This window comes from Mesorhizobium sp., assembly GCF_004963255.1.
Classification (GTDB): Bacteria; Pseudomonadota; Alphaproteobacteria; order Rhizobiales; family Rhizobiaceae; genus Mesorhizobium.
Genome location: NZ_SUGA01000004.1, coordinates 106,163 through 125,825 on the forward strand (window position 1 = coordinate 106,163; position 19,663 = coordinate 125,825).

The window sequence follows — 19,663 nt, forward strand, 5'->3', positions numbered from 1 at the left end:
TTGGGGTTACTTCTTGGCGTTCTGGTTCGCCACCGGCTCGCCCTTGACGCGCACGTCCGAGATCGTCGAGCGCAGCGCCGTCACCTTGGTTCCGCCGCCAAGGTCGATCTCCAGCTCATTGTCGTCGATCACCTTGGTCACCTTGCCGACGAAGCCGCCGCCGGTCACCACCGTATCGCCGCGGCGCACCGCCGAAAGCATTTCCTGGCGCTTCTTCAACTGCGAGCGCTGCGGCCGGATGATCAGAAAATACATGATCACGAAAATCAGGACAAACGGCAAAATCGAGATGAACATGTCTGGCGAAGCGCCGACGCCCTGGGCGTATGCCGGTGTAACGAACATCAAGAAACTCCTGGATGGTGAAATTCCGCCGCGGCCGCCCGCGAAAATTTGGCCGGAATATAGTCGGTAAACTTGCCAATGCAACTGCGCTGCCAGCTCAATCCGTTGCTTTTCCAGCCGTTTGCGGCGTGCTAGAGCGTCGCAGCGGAAGCGGCTTCGAGGCCACCGAAAAGATCATGCTCCAACAAAAGCTTGGGCCTGGTTCTTGCAGCGATGTCATGGAAGCTGCTCCCACACGCTGAAAGAGCTCAACAAAAAGACCCAAAATGACCGACAGCCTGGACGCCTTGAACAAGAAGCTCGACCGCCTGATCGAGGCGGTTTCCCGTCTCGCCCCGCCACCGGTGCCACAGACCGATCTCGGCATGGCGGACTGCTTCGTCTGGCAGGCTGATCCCGGTTTCCTGGAACCGGTGCGCAAGGTCAACCGCGTCGACATCGGCCTGATCCGCGGCGTCGATCGCGTGCGCGACATCCTGCTCGACAACACCGAGCGCTTCGCGTCCGGCTACGCGGCCAACAACGTGCTCTTGTGGGGCGCGCGCGGCATGGGCAAGTCGTCTTTGGTCAAGGCCGTGCATGCCACCGTCAACGCCTCCGACAAACTCGACCGGCCGCTGAAGCTGATCGAGATCCACCGAGAGGACATCGACACGCTGCCCAAGCTAATGGGCCTCCTGAAGGCGGCGCCTTACCGCTTCATCCTGTTTTGCGACGACCTCTCCTTCGACCACGATGACACCTCGTACAAGTCGCTGAAGGCGGCGCTGGAAGGCGGCGTCGAAGGCCGGCCCACCAATGTCATCTTCTACGCCACGTCCAACCGCCGGCATCTCTTGCCGCGCGACATGATCGACAATGAGCGCTCGACCGCCATCAACCCTTCCGAAGCGGTCGAGGAAAAAGTCTCGCTATCCGACCGTTTCGGCTTGTGGCTCGGCTTCCACAAATGCTCACAGGACGAATATCTCGACATGATCGACGGCTATGTCCGCTATCACGACCTCACTATCGATCCTGAGCAATTGCGCGCCGAGGCGCTGGAATGGGCGACGACGCGCGGCAGCCGCTCCGGCCGTGTCGCCTGGCAGTTCACGCAGGACCTCGCCGGCCGGCTCGGCAAGCCGCTGAAGGATTGAATGTCACTTGGGCGGTTGCGCCCGTCGCAGGTCGCGCGGCGTCAGGCCGATCTCCCGGCGCATCCAATGCGCCAGATGTGACTGGTGCGCGAAGCCGGTCAACGCCGCGACCTCGCTCGTGCTGAGATCGCCGCGTCGCAGCAGGACACATGCTCTTTCCACGCGACGGCGCAACACATAGCGATGCAAGGTGACGCCCATCGCCGCCTTGAACCATGTGCGCAAATGCGAGCTGCTCGCACCGGCAACCCGGCTCAGGCGATCGATCGAAAGCGGCTCATGGAGAGCGGCCTCGATGTGCTCCAGGACACGCTTTAGCTGCGCATCCGACAACCGGTTCACGCGAATGATGTCCGGGCCATCGAGGCCAAGCAGCCTTACCGCAAGCGCGGCGCCGATGCTCTCGGCAAACAAGGGGCCGCTCGACGCGCCCGCGGCGAGATCGCTCTGCAGTGCTCGAGCGAGATGCTCGATGCGCTGGTCACGAAGCAGATGGCGGGTGTCGAGCCGCGATGTCCGCGCCTTGCCGCCAAGTTCCGCGGCGACCCTTTCCATCAAGGCCGGCGGCAAGACGATCTCCATCGTCTCGAACGGCGTTTCGGCCTCGAAGCCGCCCTCCTCGCCGGCCGGCACCAGGTCGATATCGCCGGCGCGCCTGACGAAATATCGCCCGGCCTGATTGCAGTAGGAGCGCGTCGCAGCACTCGCATGCACCATGATGCGGTGGTGCGGCGCCCGCGGCAGCCGATGCACGCCTGCCTCGACATGCCGGCAAACCATCATAACGTCGGACGGGGCCGGAGCGAAGTGCGGACGCATGCTCTCTCGATTCATGGCAAAACCTGTTCAAGATTTGGCAATTCCCGCGCGATTTTCAACGCCCCAAGCCTGTACTCCCGCCTCTCCTTCAAAACCTGGAAGAGAGGTTGCCATGAGTTCGTATGTTGTTGTCGGCGCGGGTCCGGTTGGACGCGAGACGGCTCGCCTTCTTGGCGAAGAAGGCCATGATGTCATCCTGACCAGCCGAGGCGTCGGTTCGAACGCGTTGCGCAATGTGCGGTCGATACAGGCCGACGCCACGGACGCCCCGGCGCTGTCGCGTGTCTGCCGAGGCGCCGATGCCGTGTTCATGTGCGCCATGGCCACATACCATCGCTGGCCAACCGACTTTTTCCCCATAATCGACGGCACCGTGCGCGCGGCGGAAGCAGTCGGCGCCAAGCTCATCGTGCTCGGAAACCTCTATGGTTACGGCACGAATGGCGAAAGCCCGCTACGCTCCGACATGCCGCTGGATCCGAATTCGAAGAAAGGAACCACCAGGACGATCATGTGGCAGCGGGCGGCCCGCGCCAGCGTGCCGGCGATCGAGATACGCTCCAGCGACTATCTCGGGCACGGCGCGATCAGCTACTTCTCGCTGATCGCTCTGCCCTCCATCATCGAGGACAAGCCCGTCGCCTTCATTGGCGACCTCGACGCCATCCATGCCTGGAGCTTCACCAGGGACGTCGCCAGGACGCTCGTCGCGGCCTCCCGCTACAAGGGCGAATGGGGACGGGCGTTTCATGTCCCCTCCCAACACGCCTCGCCCAACGAGCTCATCCGCAAAACCGCGGCGATGCTCGGCCGGGATATTGCCGAGACGCACTCCTACTCCGTCCCCGAGATGGAAGCGCTCGGCATGCAGGAGCTCATCGAGATGAGGTATCTCTTCGAGACCCCGCTGCTGGTCGATTCCTCCGATGCGGAGACGCTTCTAGGCGTGAAGGCCAGTAGCCTCGAGGAGATGATCGCCGACACGCTCCGTGATCACCTTTGAGCCCTGCATCCCTCGCAACTGAAAAAGCCCGCTCCTTGCGGAACGGGCGAAGACGGCGGGCCGGACTGGAGGTCAGGCGGCCCGCAATTGTTCTTGTTCTATTCGAGATAGCCCGACGGATCGACCGGCGCCGAGTTCTTGCGCACTTCAAAGTGCAGCTTGGGCGAGTCGGTGGTGCCGCTCATGCCGGACAGCGCGATCTCCTGGCCGCGCTTGACCTTCTGGCCGCGCTGCACCTCGATCGAGCTTGCATGGCCGTAGACGGTGACCAGGCCGTTCTCGTGCCGCACCAGCACGGTATTGCCGAACTCCTTGAGGCCGTCGCCGGCATAGATGACGACGCCGTTCTCGGCCGCCTTAATCGGCGTTCCTTCCGGCACCGCGATGTCGACGCCGTCCTTGCCGGAGCCGAAGCTGGAGATTACGCGGCCGCGCACCGGCCAGCGCATCTTGCCGATGCCGGTCGCGTCGGGCGCCTCGGCATTGTCGTCCTCGGCCTGCTGGATGACCTTGGCATCCTTCTTAGGCGGCGTGTAGGAGGCGAGCGTCTCGGTGGTCTTCGCTGGCGGCGGCGTCGTCGCCGTCGTCACCGGATCGACCGCGGGCTTGGTGGTGGCCGCCGGCTTGGCAGCCGCCACGACGGTGCCGCCAGCCGGAACCTTGAGCGTCTGTCCGATCTTGAGCAAGCCGTCCTGCATGCCGTTGGCCTGCTTCAGCGTCGTGACGCTGACGCCCGTCTTCCTGGCGATCGACGACAGGGAGTCGCCCTGCTGGACAGTATAGGTGCCTCCGGCGCCGGCGGGCTTTGCCTCGGCGACCTGTTGAGCGGGCTTCGGGTTCTTGGAGCCCGTGGCCGCAGCCGACGCATCGACCTGAGCGGCCGCCTTGCCGTCCTTGACCTTCGGCTGCTGCGGCAGCACCGCGACCTTTTCCGGCGCTGGCTGCTTCGGCGTGTTCGTCGGCTTGCCTTCGGCGACCTTCGGCTGCCCCTTGCTCGAATAGGCATAAGCGGGGATGACGATCTTCTGGCCGGACCGGATGCCCTTCTTCGGATCGATCCCGTTGACCTTGGCGATAGCGTCGGCCGGCACGTGGTAATGCGCCGCCAGGCCCGAAAGCGTCTCGCCGTCCCGGACAACAATTTCGGTCGCATGCGGCGCAGCACTTGCGTTGCGGACCGCGTCAGGCTCGGCGGTCTTGAACGGTTTTGCCGGCGTGACCGTGCCAGTGGCCGTCCTGTCGAGATGCGGTGCCGGCGCAAGCGCCGGAGCCGGCGCGAGGGCGGGAGCCGAAGCGGTACGCATCGGCTTTGCCGTAGCCGGCGCCGAGGGCGGCGGCAATTGCTGGGTCGTGACCGGCTCGAGGCTGGAGCGGCTCACCGACTGGGTGTGCGTGCCATCGACCGGCGCAGGCGCGACCGTGTCGCCCGGATAGGGCTGGTCGACATTCTGCTTGTTGATGATGGCGCGCTGATTGTTGGTGGATGACGTAAAGACATCATCGACACCGTTGAAGCGCATCGACTGGGAACTGCACCCGGCCGCCGCGCCGGCAATCATCAGCACGGCGCAACCGCGCGCCAGATTGCGTCTGTTTGCTTTCAAGTGATTGAATTGCATCGCACTAACCCGCACAGACCCGGTACAAACTGGCCCTGATTAAAGCGCGTTAATGTTACTGCCGGGTTAACCCCTTAGAATCCGACGAAAATTTTCTTAAAACATTTCGGGCCGCATGGGACGGGCCGAGATTCAGGTCAGCCCGAGTCGAGAATGGTGGTATCCGAGAACCGGAGCGGAGCGTACTATCAGTACGTGAGCACCGGAAGCGCAGGAGACCGCCTTTCGCAGGCCGGGCTCACCTGAACATCCGGCTCGATCCCTAGATCACCGCGGCGACGCTGCGCAGGATCGGCTGCAGCCTGACCATGCCGATGTCCTCGCGCTCGAAGCGGCTGCCGACCTTGGTGAGCTTGGCCAGCACCTGCTCGCCCTCTTCCGGGCCGATCGGCGCGATGACGACGCCGCCGCTCGACAATTGGTCGAGCAGGAAGCGCGGCAGGCTGTCGAAGGCCGCCCAGGCGACGATGCGGTCGAACGGCCCTTCATTGGGCAGGCCGTTGGAACCGTCGGCCTGGCGGACGATGATGTTGCTGATGGCGAGCGCCTCGAAGCGCTGCTTGGCCTGCTCGGTCAGCGTCTTGTAGCGATCGATGGTGATGACGCGTGCGGCAAGCCTCGACATGACAGCGGCCGTGTAGCCCGAGCCGGTGCCGATCTCGAGCACGCGGTTGCCCGGCTCGATGTGGAGCGCGGCGATTACCGCGGCCTGCAGATCGGCGCCCTCGATCGCCTCGCCGCATTCGATCGGCAGCATGCCGTCCGACCAGGCGATCGAATGGAACTGGGCCGCCAGGAAACCGCGCCGCGGCGTCGCCTCAAAGGCGGCGACCAGTGCCTTGGGCGCCGTGCCCCTGCCCCGCAGCCTGAGCAGGAAAGCGGCGAAACCTTCGCGGTCGTCGATGCCTGTGTTCATACCAAAACCACGTTCATGCCAAAACCACGTTCATGCCCAAAACCGTGTTCATGCCGATGCCATGTTCATGACAGCGCCTTGGTCAGTTGGTCGCGGAGCTCATGGGCGGTGAGGTCGAGCTGAAGCGGCGTCACCGACACCAGTCGGTTGCGTAGCGCGTAAAGGTCCGTGCCCTTCTTGCCTTCGACCGGCTCGCGGCCGAAGCGCAGCCAGTAGTAAGGCAGGCCGCGTCCGTCGCGCCGTTCGTCAACCCAAAGGCTGTGCACCAGCTTGCCCTGCGAGGTGACGACGGTGCCTTCGACTTCGTCCGGCGCGCAGTTCGGGAAATTGACGTTGAGCAGCACACCGTCCGGCAGCGGCGTTTCCACCAGTCGCTTCAACAACGCCGGCGCCAGCGCCTCGGTCGTCTCATAAGGAACCACGCGGTCCTCGCCGACATAGGAATAGGCCTGGCTGACCGCGATCGAGCGCACGCCGAGCAGCGCGCCTTCCATGGCGCCCGCCACGGTGCCGGAATAGGTGACGTCGTCGGCGATGTTGGCGCCGGAATTGACGCCGGACAGGATCAGGTCCGGCGGCCCGGGCAGGATCTTTTTCGTGCCCATGATGACACAGTCGGTCGGCGTGCCGCGCACGGCATAGTGCTTCTCGCCGATCTTGCGCAGCCGGAGCGGCTCCGAAATCGACAGCGAATGCGCATAGCCGGACTGGTCCTGCTCAGGCGCCACCACCCAGACGTCGTCCGACAGCGTGCGGGCGATGCGTTCAAGCGACGCCAGCCCTTCGGCATGGATGCCGTCATCGTTGGTCAGGAGAATGCGCATCAAGTCACTTCGCTTCGATCTTGGCGAGACCACCCATGTAAGGCCGCAGCACTTCAGGAATGGTTACGCTGCCATCCTCATTCTGGTAGTTTTCGATGACAGCTATGAGAGCGCGGCCGACAGCGGTGCCCGAACCATTGAGCGTGTGGACGAAGCGGTTGCCCTTGCCGTCCTTGTCCTTGTAGCGGGCATCCATGCGCCTGGCCTGGAAATCGCCGCAGACCGAGCAGGACGAGATTTCGCGATAGGCGTTCTGCCCCGGCAGCCAGACCTCGATATCGTAGGTCTTGCGCGCGCCGAAACCCATGTCGCCGGTGCAGAGAGTGACCGTGCGGAACGGCAGGCCGAGCCGCTTCAGCACCTCCTCGGCGCATTGCGTCATACGCTCATGCTCGGCGATCGAGCTTTCCTGGTCGGTGATCGAGACCAGCTCGACCTTGTAGAACTGGTGCTGACGCAGCATGCCGCGGGTGTCGCGGCCGGCAGAACCCGCTTCCGAGCGAAAGCACGGCGTCAGCGCCGTGTAGCGCAACGGCAGTTTTTCATGCGCGGTGATCTCCTCGCGCACGAGGTTGGTGAGCGGCACTTCCGCTGTGGGGATCAGGCCAAGCCGACCGTCGCCATGCGGCGTGAAGAACAGGTCTTCCTCGAATTTCGGCAGCTGGTTGGTGCCGAAAAGCACCTCGTCGCGCACCATCAGCGGCGGAATGACCTCCTCATAGCCATGCTCCGTCGTGTGCAGGTCGAGCATGAACTGGCCAAGCGCGCGCTCCATGCGCGCCAGCTGGCTCTTCAGCACGGTGAAGCGCGCGCCGGACAATTTTGCCGCCCGCTCGAAATCCATCATGCCGAGCGCTTCGCCGATCTCGAAATGCTCCTTCACCCAGTTCGGACGCGTCGGCACCTCGCCGACGATGCGCTTGACGACATTGTCGTGCTCGTCCTTGCCGACCGGCACATCCTCCAGCGGCACGTTGGGCAGAACCGCCAGCGCGTCGTTTAGCGCCTTGTCGAGCTCGCGCTCGCGCGCCTCGCCGTTCTGGATGAACGCCTTGATGTCGCTGACTTCGCCCTTGAGCTTCTCGGCAAGTGCTGAATCGCCCGAACGCATGGCGTTGCCGATCTCCTTCGAGGCGGCATTGCGGCGCTCCTGCTTGACCTGCAATTCGCTCAGATGCGAGCGCCGCGCCTCGTCCTTGGCAATCAGATCGTCGACCGTGGACTGCGCCTCGTCAGCCGACCACGAGCGCTTCACCAGCGCCTCGACAAGGGCCTTCGGGTTGTCGCGAATCCATTTGATGTCAAGCATGGTCGATCCTCAAAAGTAAGGACCGAGGGCGTAAACCGCATCGGCTATCGATGCAAGACGGCGGATAGGCGCGCCGCCTCGATTTCCCTGCCTTGCCGCCGCTTAGCTGGACGAGGCGTCCGGCGTGTTGCTGGCGGCCGAGTTCGCCGCCTGCTCGCGCGCCAGGCGATCGCGCGCCTGGGCGCGCTCGATCATGCGCGATGACCAGATCGCGACTTCGTAAAGGATGATGGTCGGGATAGCGAGGCCACACTGGCTCATCGGATCGGGCGGCGTCAGCACGGCGGCGACCACGAAGGAAAGCACGATCGCCCATTTGCGCTTCTCGGCCAGCGCCTGCGACGACAGGAGCCCGACGCGCGTCAAAAGGCTGGTCACCACCGGCAGCTGGAACACCAAGCCGAAGGAGAAGATCAGCGTCATGATCAGACTGAGATATTCCGACACCTTCGGCAGCAGCGAAATCTGCACCTGGTCGTTGGTGCCGACCTGCTGCATGGCCAGGAAGAACCACATCACCATCGGGGTGAAGAAGAAATAGACCAACGAGGCGCCCATCAGGAACAGGATGGGTGAGGCAATCAGGAACGGCAGGAAAGCGCTGCGTTCGTTCTTGTAGAGGCCCGGCGCGATGAACTTGTAGATTTGCGTGGCGATCAGCGGGAAGGCGATCACCATGCCGCCGAACATGGCAAGCTTCACCTGGGTGAAGAAGAACTCCTGCGGCGCGGTATAGATCAGCTCGACCTTGTGCGGGTCGAGGCCTGCCCATTGCGTCGCCCATTTGAAGGGGATGACCAACAGATTGAACAGGCGCTTGGCGAAAAAGAAGCAGACGAGGAAGGCGACGAAGAAGCCGCCCAGCGACCAGATCAGGCGGCGGCGCAACTCGATGAGATGCTCGATCAGCGGCGCCGACGATTTCTCGATTTCTTCCCGCTCCTTGTCCGATACGCTCACTTGGCGGCTCCCGCCGTCTTCTTGGTGTCAGCCGTCTTCTTGGAGGCAGGCTTCCTGGCCGCGGCAGGCTTTACCTCAGCCTTGGGCGCCGCTTTCCTCGCGGGCGCGGCGGCTTCAGCCGCGGCCGGCGCGGCCTTGGCCGATGTCTTTGCCGCGGATGCCTTCGGTGGCACCACCGTTTTCGCCGCTGCGCTGGTCGTCTTGGCCTTCGCGGTTGCAGCTTTTTTCACCGGCTTGGCCGCCACAGGCGCATCCGAAACCGGGGCGGTGACCGAGGCATCCGTCATGGCCGGGAAGGTCGGAGCGGCCGGGGCGGGCTCGGTCGAGCTGGCGCCGGGCATGTCCGTCGCGCCATTCTTGAGCGGCTCGGCGGGCTGCGGCGTGTCTGCTGCCGGCGCGGCAGGGTCGGCGGCGGGCTTCGGCTTCATCATCGTATCGACGCCGGCCCGCACATCGGCCGCAGCCTGCTCGAACGGATTGAGCTGCTTGCGCACCTCGTTCATCGGATTGAGACTGCGGAGACTGTCGATCGAGCTCTTGACGTCGTCGAGCTCGGCTTCCTTCAGCGCCTCGTTGAACTGCTTCTGGAAGTCGCCGGCCATAGCGCGTAATTTCGCCGCGGTACGGCCGAAGGTGCGCAGCATGTTGGGCAGATCCTTGGGCCCGACGACCACGATCATGACGACCGCGATCACCAGCAGTTCGCTCCAACCGACTTCGAACATGACAATCTATTCCGACGAGAGCATGCCGCCCAAAAAAGCCAAGCGGTCTTGGGACAAAGGCAGGCTCAAACCAACAATCGGATCAGCTCTTGCTGACCTTTTCCTTGCCCGGCGAAACGGTCTCGTCGGCGCGGTGCTCGACGGTACGCTTGTCGTCAACGTCGTCGTCAGCCATGCCCTTCTTGAAGCTCTTGATGCCCTTGGCCATGTCGCCCATCAGCTCGGGGATCTTGCCGCGGCCGAACACCAGCAGCACGATCACCAGCACGATCATCCAGTGCCAAATTGAAAACGAACCCATAACGATCTCTCTCGAATGTTTTCCCTCGGCGATGATCTATGCGTTTTCGCTCGGGGATTCAAACACAACCGCAATGAAGTTGATAAAATGGCTAGCGGATGTCACGCACTTTCGGCGTGAGCGCCTTGCTACGAATCCGCGCAGGCCTTGCTAATAGACCAATCGTGCCGGTTCCCTAAAGCATGTCTCCCGAAAGTGGGAACCGGTTTCGGGATAAAGACATGCGTAAGATCGCAAACCTAAAGCGCAGAGCGAATCTGAAAGATCGCGACGCGCTTTAGGTCACTCTTCCGTGACGCGCGGCGTCAGCAATCCGAGTTCCTCGAGGTCGATATCGGTCAGCGCGTCCTCGTCCTCGGCGAGCGCATCGGGATCGGCCGGCGGCACCGGCATCGAGAAATTGGCCGGCATGCGCGTCGAGAGCAGGCCGGCGCCCTTCAGCTCTTCCATGCCGGGGAGATCGCGGATCTCCTCCAGCGCAAAATGGTCGAGGAAGGCGTCGGTGGTGCCATAGGTCACCGGCCGCCCGGGCGTGCGGCGGCGGCCGCGCATCCTGACCCATTCGGTTTCGAGCAGCGTGTCGAGCGTGCCCTTCGACGTTTCGACGCCTCTGATGTCTTCGATTTCGGCGCGCGTGACGGGCTGGTGATAGGCGATGATCGCCAGCACTTCGAGCGCCGCGCGCGACAGCTTTCTCTGCTGGACGGAGTCACGGCTCATCAGGAAAGCGAGGTCGCCTGCGGTGCGGAAGGCCCAGGCATCGCCGACCCGCACCAGATTGACGCCGCGTTTGGCATAAATCTGCTGCAGATCCGCCATCGCGGCGGCAATGTTGACGCCTTCAGGCAGGCGCGCGGCAAGCTGCTTTTCGCTGACCGGCTCGGCGCTGGCGAAAACGATCGCCTCGGCCATCCGTACGGCTTCCGACAATTGCAGCCGCTCGGCGGGGTTTTCGATGGAACCCTGCTCGGCCATTTCGTCTTCCGGTTCGTCCTCGACCTTGAACGGAATGACCGAAGCGTTGGCGCGTTCGCTCATGATACCACCTCGACTGCCTTCACCCTTTGCGCGCGGCCGCGCAGATAGATCGGCGCGAACACCTGATCCTGCCGCACTTCCAACTTGCCCTCGCGCACCATCTCGAGGGTCGCCGCAAACGAACTGGCCATCGCCGTGCGCTTCTCTTCCGGCGCCGCCAGATATTCGATCAGGAAGCTGTCCAGCGCCGTCCAGTCGCCGACCGAGCCGACCAGCCGCGCCAGCACCTCGCGCGCATCCTTCAGCGACCACACGGCGCGCCGGGCGATCGTCACATTGTTGATCGCCTGCCGCTGGCGCTGCTGCGCGTAGGCGGTGAGCAGATCGTAGAGCGAAGCCGAAAAGCTGTTGCGCTTCTCGATGATGACCATCTCCGGCATGCCGCGCGCGAAGACGTCGCGGCCGAGGCGATTGCGGTTGACCAGTCGCGCCGAGGCATCGCGCATGGCTTCCAGCCGCTTCAGCCGGAATTGCAGCACCGCCGCCAGCTCCTCGCCGCTTTCGCCCTCCTCGCCCGGCTGTTTCGGGATCAACAGCTTCGACTTCAGGAAGGCGAGCCACGCTGCCATCACCAGATAATCGGCGGCAAGCTCCAACCTCAGCGCCCGCACCTTTTCGATGAAGGCGAGATACTGCTCGGCAAGCGCCAAGATCGAAATGCGCGCCAGATCGACCTTCTGGTTGCGGGCAAGGTGCAAGAGAAGATCGAGCGGACCTTCGAAACCGGCCACATCGACCACCAGCGAGGGGTCGCCGGTCAGGCGTGAATCGTCGTTCTCGGCCCACAGACGGTCCATCGGTGCGGCCTTCGCGGCCTTGCCTTCCAATGTCTCCGCCACTTGCCTTTCGTCCCTTCCGGTTCAGGCCACCGCTTCGAAATAGGTGGCAAATTCCGCGCGTATCGCCGTTTCGTCGGCGACGTCGCGATCCTTTATATAGGTCAGCGCCCGCTCCGCGCGTTGCAAGGACTTGCCCGACAGCCCTGTCGTGCGCGAGGCGATCCCCGACATCTCCTCGAAAACCCCGTTGCAGTGAAGGACGAGATCGCAGCCGGCCGCAAGGATCGAGGCCGCCTTTGTCGGGAAATCCCCAGAAAGTGCCTTCATCGAGGTGTCGTCGCTCATCAACAGCCCGTCGAAGCCGATCTCGCCGCGGATCACCTGATCGACGACCTTGGCGGACGTCGTCGCCGGATTGTCGGGGTCGATGGCGCTGTAGACGACATGCGCCGTCATCGCCATCGGCAGCGCGTTCAACGCCTTGAACGGGGCAAAATCATGCCGCCTGAGCTCCTCGAGCGGCGTATCGACGGTCGGCAGCGCGAAATGCGTGTCGGCAAAGGCGCGGCCATGGCCGGGAATATGCTTCATCACCGGCAGCACGCCGCCCGACATCAAGCCCTCGGCCGAGGCCCGGCCAAGCTCGATCACGGCATTGGGCTCCTTGCCATAGGCGCGCGCGCCGATGACGTCGCTGGCGCCTTCGACCGGAACGTCGAGCACCGGCAGGCAGTCGGCGGTGATGCCCAGGCGGGAAAGATCGAAGGCGTGCAGCCGCGCCATCAGCCAGGCGGCGCGGCGGCCGGCTTCCTTGTCCTCGCGCCACAGCGCGCCGAGCGCGCCCCCGGCGGGATAGTTCGGCGCCAGCGGCGGACGCAGGCGCTGCACCCGGCCGCCTTCCTGGTCGATGAAGACCGGTGCCTCCGGGCGACCGACGCAGTCGCGCATTGCGGCGACCAGGTCGCGGATCTGTGCCGCCTCGCCGATGTTGCGCGCAAACAGGATGAAGCCCCAGGGACGTTCGTCCCGATAGAAGCGGATTTCGTCTTCGGTGAGGGATTTCCCGGCGCAGCCGAGGATCATGGATTTTGATTCGCTCATACACCGAAGCTTAAGGCTTTGAGCGAGCAAAGGGAATCACCCCTGCCCTTGGACTGGCCAAAGCCCACAACCGTCCACAACGAAAAGCCGGCGCGGCCTTGCGGCGGCGCCGGCTTTCGGTGTGTTGGGACGGATCAGCGCGACACGAAGCAGTTGCCGCCGGCCGCCTTATAGCTCGTGCAAAGGTTGATCGCATCGTTGCGCGACTGGGCCGGAACGCGGACGCGGTAGAAGGTGCCCTTGCCCGCAACCTCGGCCTTGACGATGTTGGCGGTGCGGCCGGAGAGCACGCTTCCGTAGCGGCGCTGCAGATCCTGATAGGTCGACTGCGCGCTTTGCACCGTCGGCTGCGAGGCGATCTGCATCGACCACGAGCCGCCGCCGGCTGCCGCCGCCGGATCGATGGAAGCGACCTGGTCCGGCTTGACCTCGCCGACGATGTCGACCGGCTGGTCGGACGGGCGCGCCGGCGCTACCGGCACCGTCGCCGGCGTGTTGCTCGACTGCGTCTTGGCTTCAGCCTTCTTTGCAGGCTTCGCCGGCTTCACGGTCGCCGCATCGGCCTGACCCGTATCGGCCTGGCCCGCATCTGAAGCCACCGTTCCCGTCTGCTGGCCGTCGGAGGCCGGCGCGACATGCTGTGGCGCCGGATCGCTCGGCTCGGCCGCCGCGACCTTCGGCGCGGCCGGAGCCGGATCCTCGCGCGGCACCAGCGAGCCGTCAGGCTTGACCATCATGGTCTTCACCTTGCGCGGCGCGACGGCGACGACATCGTTGTTGTTGGCGGTGTTGGCGGCATCCTGCTGCAGCACCTGGGCGATGCGGTCTTCCGACTTCGGTGCCGGCGCGGCCGGCTGCGCGCTTGCCGGCGCGGCAGGCTGGGCACTTTCGGGCACAGCGGCTTGTTCGACGCCGGGCAACGCCGAGCTTGTATTGCCGGCGGCACCAGTGCCGGCCGCGGCATCGTCGTCGGTGGGCGAAAGATCGACCACGCGGCTCGGCGGCGGTTCCTTCGAGGCCAGGTCCACGGGCTGTTCGGTGGTGTTCACCAGCTTCTGCTGCACCGGCTCGGCAGGCTTTGCCGCGCCGCCGCCCTTGGCGACCGCGTCATAAACCTTGTTGTCCTGGTTCGGCACCACCACGCCACCCGGATTTTCGGGCTTCACCTTGATCGGCGAATTGTCGGCCTTGACGATGACCGGAGCCTCGCTGCCGCCCTTGCCTCCGAAGGAGAAGGCCAGCGCGCCAAGGCCGCCGAGAACCACCACGGCTCCGACCAGCCCCGCGATCATCATGCCGCGACGGCGCGGCTGCGCCGCCTCGCGCTCGGCAAGCCCTGGGATCGCCATCGCCTCGTCGAGCTCAGGATCGTAATCGAGATCGTCGGTCGCGAATTCGTCCGCCTGTGAGACCGGCCGGCTGCCGGGCAGATCGTCGGCGTCGTAATCCTTCGCGGCGGCAAAGGAAGCCTGAGCGGCTGGAGCCGCCGGAGCCTCGGCCCGCAAGTCGCGACGATCATAACCGTTGAAACCGGCGCTGTAGGTTTCGTCGTCATAGCCACGGTTCGGCACGGGCGCCGATGCGATCTCCGTCGCGTTCATGTCGGTGAGCAGGCTCGCGAATTCCGCGTCCAGATCGTCATAAGCGGCCGCCGCCGGCTGATCCTCCTCGAAGCTGAGCTCCGGAATGTCGAGGTCGTCGGCGAGCGCGACCACGCGCTCCGGCACATCGACCGTCTCGACGTCCGGCACCTCGTCGTGCTGGCGGGGCTGCGGCGCAGCCGTCGGAGCCTGCGCCGGTTTGGCATGGGCGGAATAATCCGGTGCCGGCTCGTTGCGGTAAGCAGGCGCGGTCATCTGCAGCGGCGCTGAAGGCGCTGCCACCTGCACCGGCGCCGCTGGGGCCGACTGTGCCGCAAACGAGGCTTGCACCGGCGGAACGGCGGTCGGGGTCGAACGGCTCCACGACCTTGTCTGCTCGACCGGCGTCGGATGCATCCAATCGGACGAATTTGCCGGAGACTTCGCCCTGGCGGCCGCCTGCTCGGCCTCGATACTCCGGGCGAAAGCGGCGCCGAAGGCGTCGTCGTCGAAATCAATGTCCTGTTCGGCCGCCGAAGGTCCGGCGCTGGAGGGCTCGGCCCTGGCCGAGGCCGCAAAATCCTGGCGGTCGAGCTCGTTGGCGAGCAGGTCGTCCAGGTCGCTCTCCACCGCCTGAGCGTCCTGCCCGTCCTGCGCCGGCTGGTGCTCGTCGATATCCCAGTCGAGATCGTCGGCCGCCGTGTTCCCGCCGGCGTGGCTCGCGGATTCCGCAACCAGCCGTGGCGCGGGAGCAGGCTCCTTGACCGTGGGCATCGGCCGTGCGGTCATGGCGCCGAGCAGCGCGTTGAGCTCGTCCTCCAGGCTGCGCTCGCTGGCGGCCGGCTTTGCCGGTTCCACTGCCGCGATCGGAGGGACCGGAGCAGCGGCAACTGGTGGAACTGGAGCAGCCACGACCGGAGCCGGCTCTGCCGGCTGCAATACGGCGGCGGGCTCGACGGCCGGAGCTTGCGGCTCTTCATTCAGCGCGTCGCGGAAGCTCAGCTCGAAATCGTCATCGAGGGTCAGCGCGGCGGAAGGTTCAGGCGCGGCGGATCCCGGCTCAGCGGCAAAGTGGGCGGCCTCCGCCTCGACCATCGGCGCCGGCTCGTCGGCGAGCGACAGCTCCGGCTCCTGAAAAGCCTGATCCTGGCCGAGATTGATGTCATCGCCCGGCGTCTGGTCGAAATGGCCGGCGAAATCATCTTCGGAGATCAGCGGGGCGGCTGCATGAGCTTCGGCCGGCTCGACGGCCCGCGCATGCTGCTCGGGCTCATGGCTTTCAAACGACAGCTCGTCTTCAAGCGACATGTGGACCGCGCTGTCGAAATCGGCGTCGAAAGCCTCTTCGCTCGCGGCCTGCATGGCTTCGACGGCATCCTGACGGGCGTCGGCCGGCTCGTGATGGTCGAGCCGGAAATCCTGGTCCAGCGAGGCCGCCATTTCATGATCGATCGAAAGGTCATCTTCGACCGGCGCGATATCAAGCGAACTGGCGACGGCCTTGTCGAAATCATCGTCGAAAGCGACTTCCGGCTCTGGGGCGGCCTGCTGCTCCGGCTCGAAACGCTCAGATGCGAAATGCGCCTCTGGCGCGACTTCCGGCTCCGCCGCGAAGTGCGGTTCTGGAGCGAGCTGCGGCTCCGGTGCGCGCGCCACGGCGAAGTCGGCGTGATCGGCCGCGTCGTCAAAGACGAAATCCTGCTCGAAGGACGCGGTGAGCTCGTCATCATTCGCGCCAGCACTTGCAGCCTCGAAGGCCGGCTCATGGCTGATCTGGTGGATGGCAGCCTGCTGCGCGACCGGCTCGCTTTCCTCGACGGAATCGAACTCGCCCATCAACTCCTTCTCGAGGTCGATGTCGAAATCGTCAGCCTCCGCGGCGTGATGAGCCGGCGTGGCCTTCTCGGCCGCGGGGGCCGGCTGTCTTACCGGCTGGCGCGGGTCGAAACCCATGATCCGGGTCAGTTCCGCGAACGGATCATCGTCGGCGATATCGTTATGGTCGGCTACTTTCAGCGGGGTTCTGTCTGCCATTATTGTTCCCGAACTCGCACAAAGTCGGACGCCATGGACGTCGCGCAGGGTTGGCCCTTACCAGCGCAATGTGGGCAAAAGGTGACAGGTTTTTTAGTTAAACCTAACGCATTTCCGTGGGCGCGTCTGCCCCGATCAGCGTCAGGCCGGAGGTCAAGACATCCGAAACAGCCTGCACCAGCCCTAGTCTGGCATAGGTTGATTCTCGGTCGTTAACCTTAACAAAACGTAAGTCTGGATTGTCATGGCCGCGATTCCACTGTGCATGGAAGCCCGAAGCCAGGTCATAGAGGTAGAAAGCGAGCCGGTGCGGCTCCAGCGAAAGCGCCGCGGATTCGATCAATCTTGGATATTCAGCCAGCTTGCGGATCAACGCGATTTCGCCTTCATCGGTGAGCGCAGCCACGGAAGCCGCGAGCCGGTTGCGGTCGAAATTCGCCTCGCCGAGCTGCTCGCTCGCCTGCCTGAAGACGGAATGGCAGCGAGCCGAAGCGTACTGCACATAGAACACCGGATTGTCCTTCGACTGCTCCGTGACCTTGGCGAAGTCGAAATCGAGCGGCGCGTCGTTCTTGCGGTAAAGCATCATGAAGCGGATCGGGTCGCGGCCGACCTCCTCCACCACGTCGCGCAAGGTGACGAAATCGCCGGACCGCTTCGACATCCGGACCGGCTCGCCGTCGCGGAACAGTTTTACGAGCTGGCAAAGCAACACGGTGAGCTTGACCGTGTCGCCGGCCACCGCCCGCGCCAGCGCCTCGAGCCGCTTCACATAGCCGCCATGGTCGGCGCCGAGCACATAGATGAGATCGACGAAGCCGCGCTCGACCTTGTCCTTGAGATAGGCGACGTCGGCCGCGAAATAGGTGAACGAGCCGTCCGACTTGACCAGCGCCCTGTCCATGTCGTCGCCGACCGCGGTCGACCGGAACAGCGTCTGCTCGCGGTCTTCCCAGTCGTCCGGCTTCTCGCCCTTCGGCGGCGGCAGCTTGCCCTTGTAGATATGCCCCTTGAGCGTCAGGTCGGCGATCGCCGCGCGGATCTTCTTGGCGTTGTCGGCATGCAGCGTGCGCTCGGAGAAGAACACGTCGTGATGCACGTTGAGCAGCGCCAGATCCTCGCGGATCATCGCCATCATGGCGTCGACGGTGCGGTCCTTGACGATCGCCAGCGCCTCGTCCTCGGGCATCTCCAGCAGGCCGAGGCCGAATTCCTCGGCCAGCGCCTGGCCGACGGGGATCAGGTAATCGCCCGGATAAAGCCCTGGCGGGATCTCGCCGATGGCTTCGCCAAGCGCCTCGCGGTAGCGCAGGAACGCCGAGCGGCCGAGCACGTCGATCTGGGAGCCGGCGTCGTTGATCACATATTCCTTGGTCACATCGTAGCCGGCGAAGGCCATCAGATTGGCAAGCGTGTCGCCGACCACAGCGCCGCGGCAATGGCCGACATGCATCGGGCCGGTCGGGTTGGCCGAGACATATTCGACATTGGCCTTGCGGCCGCCGCCGATGGTCGAGCGGCCATAATTGCGCCCCTCGCCAAGCAGCGCCGCCAGATGCGTGTGCCAGAACGCGTCCTTGAGCCTGAGATTGACGAAGCCCGGCCCGGCGATCTCGGCCGAGGCGATATCGGCGTCGCCCCGCAGCGCTTCGGCGAGTTTCTCGGCAAGCGCACGCGGGTTCTGTCCGGTGGGCTTCGCCAGCACCATCGCCGCATTGGTTGCGAGGTCGCCATGGCTGGCGTCGCGCGGCGGCTCGACCGCGATACGCGACAGGTCGAGCGTGCCCCCCTCCTTGTCCTTCAGGTCAAGGGCTTCGACGGCCTTTACGATCCGCGCGTTGAAATCGGCGAAGATATTCATTGGAAGTGCTCTGGACTTTAAGAGGCGACCGGCCCTACCGGCCGGCAAAATCGTGGCTCGCCCTAGCTCAAATCGGGCGTATGGTCAAACAGACGCCGATGTTCCTTCAAGGCATAGGTGTCGGTCATGCCGGCCAGGAAGTCGGCGACGCTGCGCGCCTTGATGCGGTCCTCGGCCCGGTCGAGCCCCTCGCGCCAGCCATCGGGCATGGCGCGCGGATCGGCGAAATAGACGTCGAACAGCTCGAGCACGATGCGCTCGGCGTCGGCCCGCACCCGCATCACCTCCGGATGGCGGTAGAGATGCTTGTAGAGGAAAGCCTTCAATTCCTTTTCGGCCGCGGCCATGCCCGTCGAAAACGTCACCAGGGTCTCGCCCGCAGCACGCACCGCATCGGCGCTGTCCGGTTTGAGGCGCTCAATATTGGCGGTGGTCGATGCGATGACATCCTCGACCATCAAGGTGATCTGCCGCCGCATCAACTCGTGGCCGGTGCGGACATCGTCAAGCTGGGGGTATTTGGCGCGCACGCCCTTCAGGATCGAGCCCGGGAGCCCGACGCCTCCCAGCATGTCCAGCGTCAGCAGACCGGCGCGCAGGCCATCGTCTATGTCGTGGGTGTTGTAGGCGATATCGTCGGCGATCGCGGCGCACTGCGCCTCGATGCCGGCGAAACGGTCGAGCTCGAGATCGTGCAGTTCGGAATAGTCGCGGATCGCCTGGGGTACCGCACCTTTGAGCCCCTTCCCGCTCGCATCGGTCAACGGGCCATTGTGCTTGACCAGCCCTTCCAGCGTTTCCCAGGTGAGGTTCAGCCCGTCGAATTCGGCGTAGCGCCGCTCGAGCCTTGTGACCACGCGCAGCGACTGCGCGTTGTGATCGAAGCCGCCCCAAGCAGCCATCTTCTCGTTGAGCGCGTCCTCGCCGGTATGCCCAAACGGCGTGTGGCCGAAATCATGCACAAGCGCCACGGCCTCGGCGAGATCCTCGTCGCCGCGCAGCGCCCGCGCCAGGGCGCGCGCGATCTGCGCCACCTCGATCGAATGCGTCAGCCGGGTCCGGTAATGGTCGCCCTCATGCGCGACGAAGACCTGCGTCTTGTGCTTCAGGCGGCGGAAAGCGGTGGAATGGATGATGCGGTCGCGGTCGCGCTGGAACGGCGTGCGCGTCGGGCTTTCGGCCTCCGGGAACAGGCGGCCGCGCGAACGCGCCGGGTCGCTCGCATAGACGGCGCGCGGCCGATAGCCGAACCCGATGTCGCCGAGGGCATCCTTGCCCCGCTGCTCTTCCATTGATCCACCAGTTGACTC

The 19,663-nt window shown here is 64.6% G+C and carries 17 protein-coding genes; 2 read left to right on the forward strand and 15 right to left on the reverse strand.

The features are described 5' to 3' along the window. Positions 1-6: 6 nt before the first annotated feature. Positions 7-345, reverse strand: coding sequence for a preprotein translocase subunit YajC (gene yajC / locus E5X34_RS07080; protein ID WP_292562568.1), 339 nt, complete (start codon positions 343-345; stop codon positions 7-9). Positions 346-611: 266 nt separating this feature from the next. Between yajC and E5X34_RS07085 the strand changes: the two genes are divergently transcribed. After that, on the forward strand, positions 612-1,484 hold the full coding sequence (locus E5X34_RS07085; protein ID WP_292562569.1) for an ATP-binding protein: 873 nt from the start codon (positions 612-614) through the stop codon (positions 1,482-1,484). Between the two features lie 3 nt (positions 1,485-1,487). Here E5X34_RS07085 and E5X34_RS07090 read toward each other — a convergent pair whose 3' ends face one another. Then, entirely contained in the window at positions 1,488-2,303 is an 816-nt protein-coding gene (locus E5X34_RS07090; protein WP_292562570.1) for an AraC family transcriptional regulator, read from the reverse strand. A 112-nt stretch (positions 2,304-2,415) separates the two neighbouring features. On the opposite strand from E5X34_RS07090, the gene E5X34_RS07095 reads away from it, so the two are divergent. Further along, the gene (locus E5X34_RS07095) at positions 2,416-3,306 is read left to right on the forward strand and encodes an NAD-dependent epimerase/dehydratase family protein (protein WP_292562571.1); all 891 of its coding nucleotides are present in this window, start codon (positions 2,416-2,418) and stop codon (positions 3,304-3,306) included. Positions 3,307-3,404: 98 nt separating this feature from the next. Here the strand turns inward: E5X34_RS07095 and E5X34_RS07100 are convergent, their stop codons facing one another. The 13 genes from E5X34_RS07100 to E5X34_RS07160 all read right to left on the reverse strand — a co-directional run bounded on the left by E5X34_RS07100 (position 3,405) and on the right by E5X34_RS07160 (position 19,645). Further along, a complete protein-coding gene (locus E5X34_RS07100) occupies positions 3,405-4,925 on the reverse strand; it encodes a peptidoglycan DD-metalloendopeptidase family protein (RefSeq protein WP_292562573.1) in 1,521 nt (506 codons plus the stop codon). A 262-nt stretch (positions 4,926-5,187) separates the two neighbouring features. Further along, entirely contained in the window at positions 5,188-5,841 is a 654-nt protein-coding gene (locus E5X34_RS07105; RefSeq protein ID WP_292562575.1) for a protein-L-isoaspartate(D-aspartate) O-methyltransferase, read from the reverse strand. Positions 5,842-5,906: 65 nt separating this feature from the next. Then, on the reverse strand, positions 5,907-6,665 hold the full coding sequence (gene surE, locus E5X34_RS07110) for a 5'/3'-nucleotidase SurE (protein ID WP_126060403.1): 759 nt from the start codon (positions 6,663-6,665) through the stop codon (positions 5,907-5,909). Between the two features lie 4 nt (positions 6,666-6,669). After that, complete coding sequence (gene serS / locus E5X34_RS07115; protein ID WP_292227760.1) at positions 6,670-7,974, reverse strand: serine--tRNA ligase; 1,305 nt, start codon at positions 7,972-7,974, stop codon at positions 6,670-6,672. A 102-nt stretch (positions 7,975-8,076) separates the two neighbouring features. Then, positions 8,077-8,934, reverse strand: a complete 858-nt coding sequence (tatC, locus tag E5X34_RS07120; RefSeq protein WP_292562577.1) for a twin-arginine translocase subunit TatC — start codon at positions 8,932-8,934, stop codon at positions 8,077-8,079. Continuing rightward, positions 8,931-9,659, reverse strand: a complete 729-nt coding sequence (gene tatB / locus E5X34_RS07125) for a Sec-independent protein translocase protein TatB (RefSeq protein ID WP_292562579.1) — start codon at positions 9,657-9,659, stop codon at positions 8,931-8,933. Before tatB ends, tatC begins: the two co-directional genes overlap by 4 nt. An 82-nt stretch (positions 9,660-9,741) precedes the next feature. Then, positions 9,742-9,960: a twin-arginine translocase TatA/TatE family subunit gene (locus E5X34_RS07130; RefSeq protein ID WP_095815328.1), complete on the reverse strand. Its 219-nt coding sequence runs from the start codon at positions 9,958-9,960 to the stop codon at positions 9,742-9,744. A 282-nt stretch (positions 9,961-10,242) separates the two neighbouring features. Next, a complete protein-coding gene (gene scpB / locus E5X34_RS07135; protein WP_292562581.1) occupies positions 10,243-10,998 on the reverse strand; it encodes an SMC-Scp complex subunit ScpB in 756 nt (251 codons plus the stop codon). Then, positions 10,995-11,795 carry a ScpA family protein gene (locus E5X34_RS07140; RefSeq protein ID WP_126064632.1) on the reverse strand — a complete coding sequence of 267 codons (801 nt, stop codon included), beginning with the start codon at positions 11,793-11,795 and terminating at the stop codon, positions 10,995-10,997. The genes scpB and E5X34_RS07140 overlap by 4 nt, the downstream gene beginning before the upstream one ends. A gap of 63 nt (positions 11,796-11,858) precedes the next feature. Further along, positions 11,859-12,878 carry a beta-N-acetylhexosaminidase gene (nagZ, locus tag E5X34_RS07145; RefSeq protein ID WP_126082286.1) on the reverse strand — a complete coding sequence of 340 codons (1,020 nt, stop codon included), beginning with the start codon at positions 12,876-12,878 and terminating at the stop codon, positions 11,859-11,861. A 134-nt stretch (positions 12,879-13,012) separates the two neighbouring features. Beyond that, a complete protein-coding gene (locus E5X34_RS07150; protein WP_292562583.1) occupies positions 13,013-16,492 on the reverse strand; it encodes an SPOR domain-containing protein in 3,480 nt (1,159 codons plus the stop codon). A gap of 103 nt (positions 16,493-16,595) precedes the next feature. Then, entirely contained in the window at positions 16,596-18,353 is a 1,758-nt protein-coding gene (gene argS, locus E5X34_RS07155) for an arginine--tRNA ligase (protein ID WP_292562585.1), read from the reverse strand. A gap of 62 nt (positions 18,354-18,415) precedes the next feature. Next, positions 18,416-19,645: a deoxyguanosinetriphosphate triphosphohydrolase gene (locus tag E5X34_RS07160; protein WP_292562587.1), complete on the reverse strand. Its 1,230-nt coding sequence runs from the start codon at positions 19,643-19,645 to the stop codon at positions 18,416-18,418. Positions 19,646-19,663 lie beyond the last annotated feature (18 nt).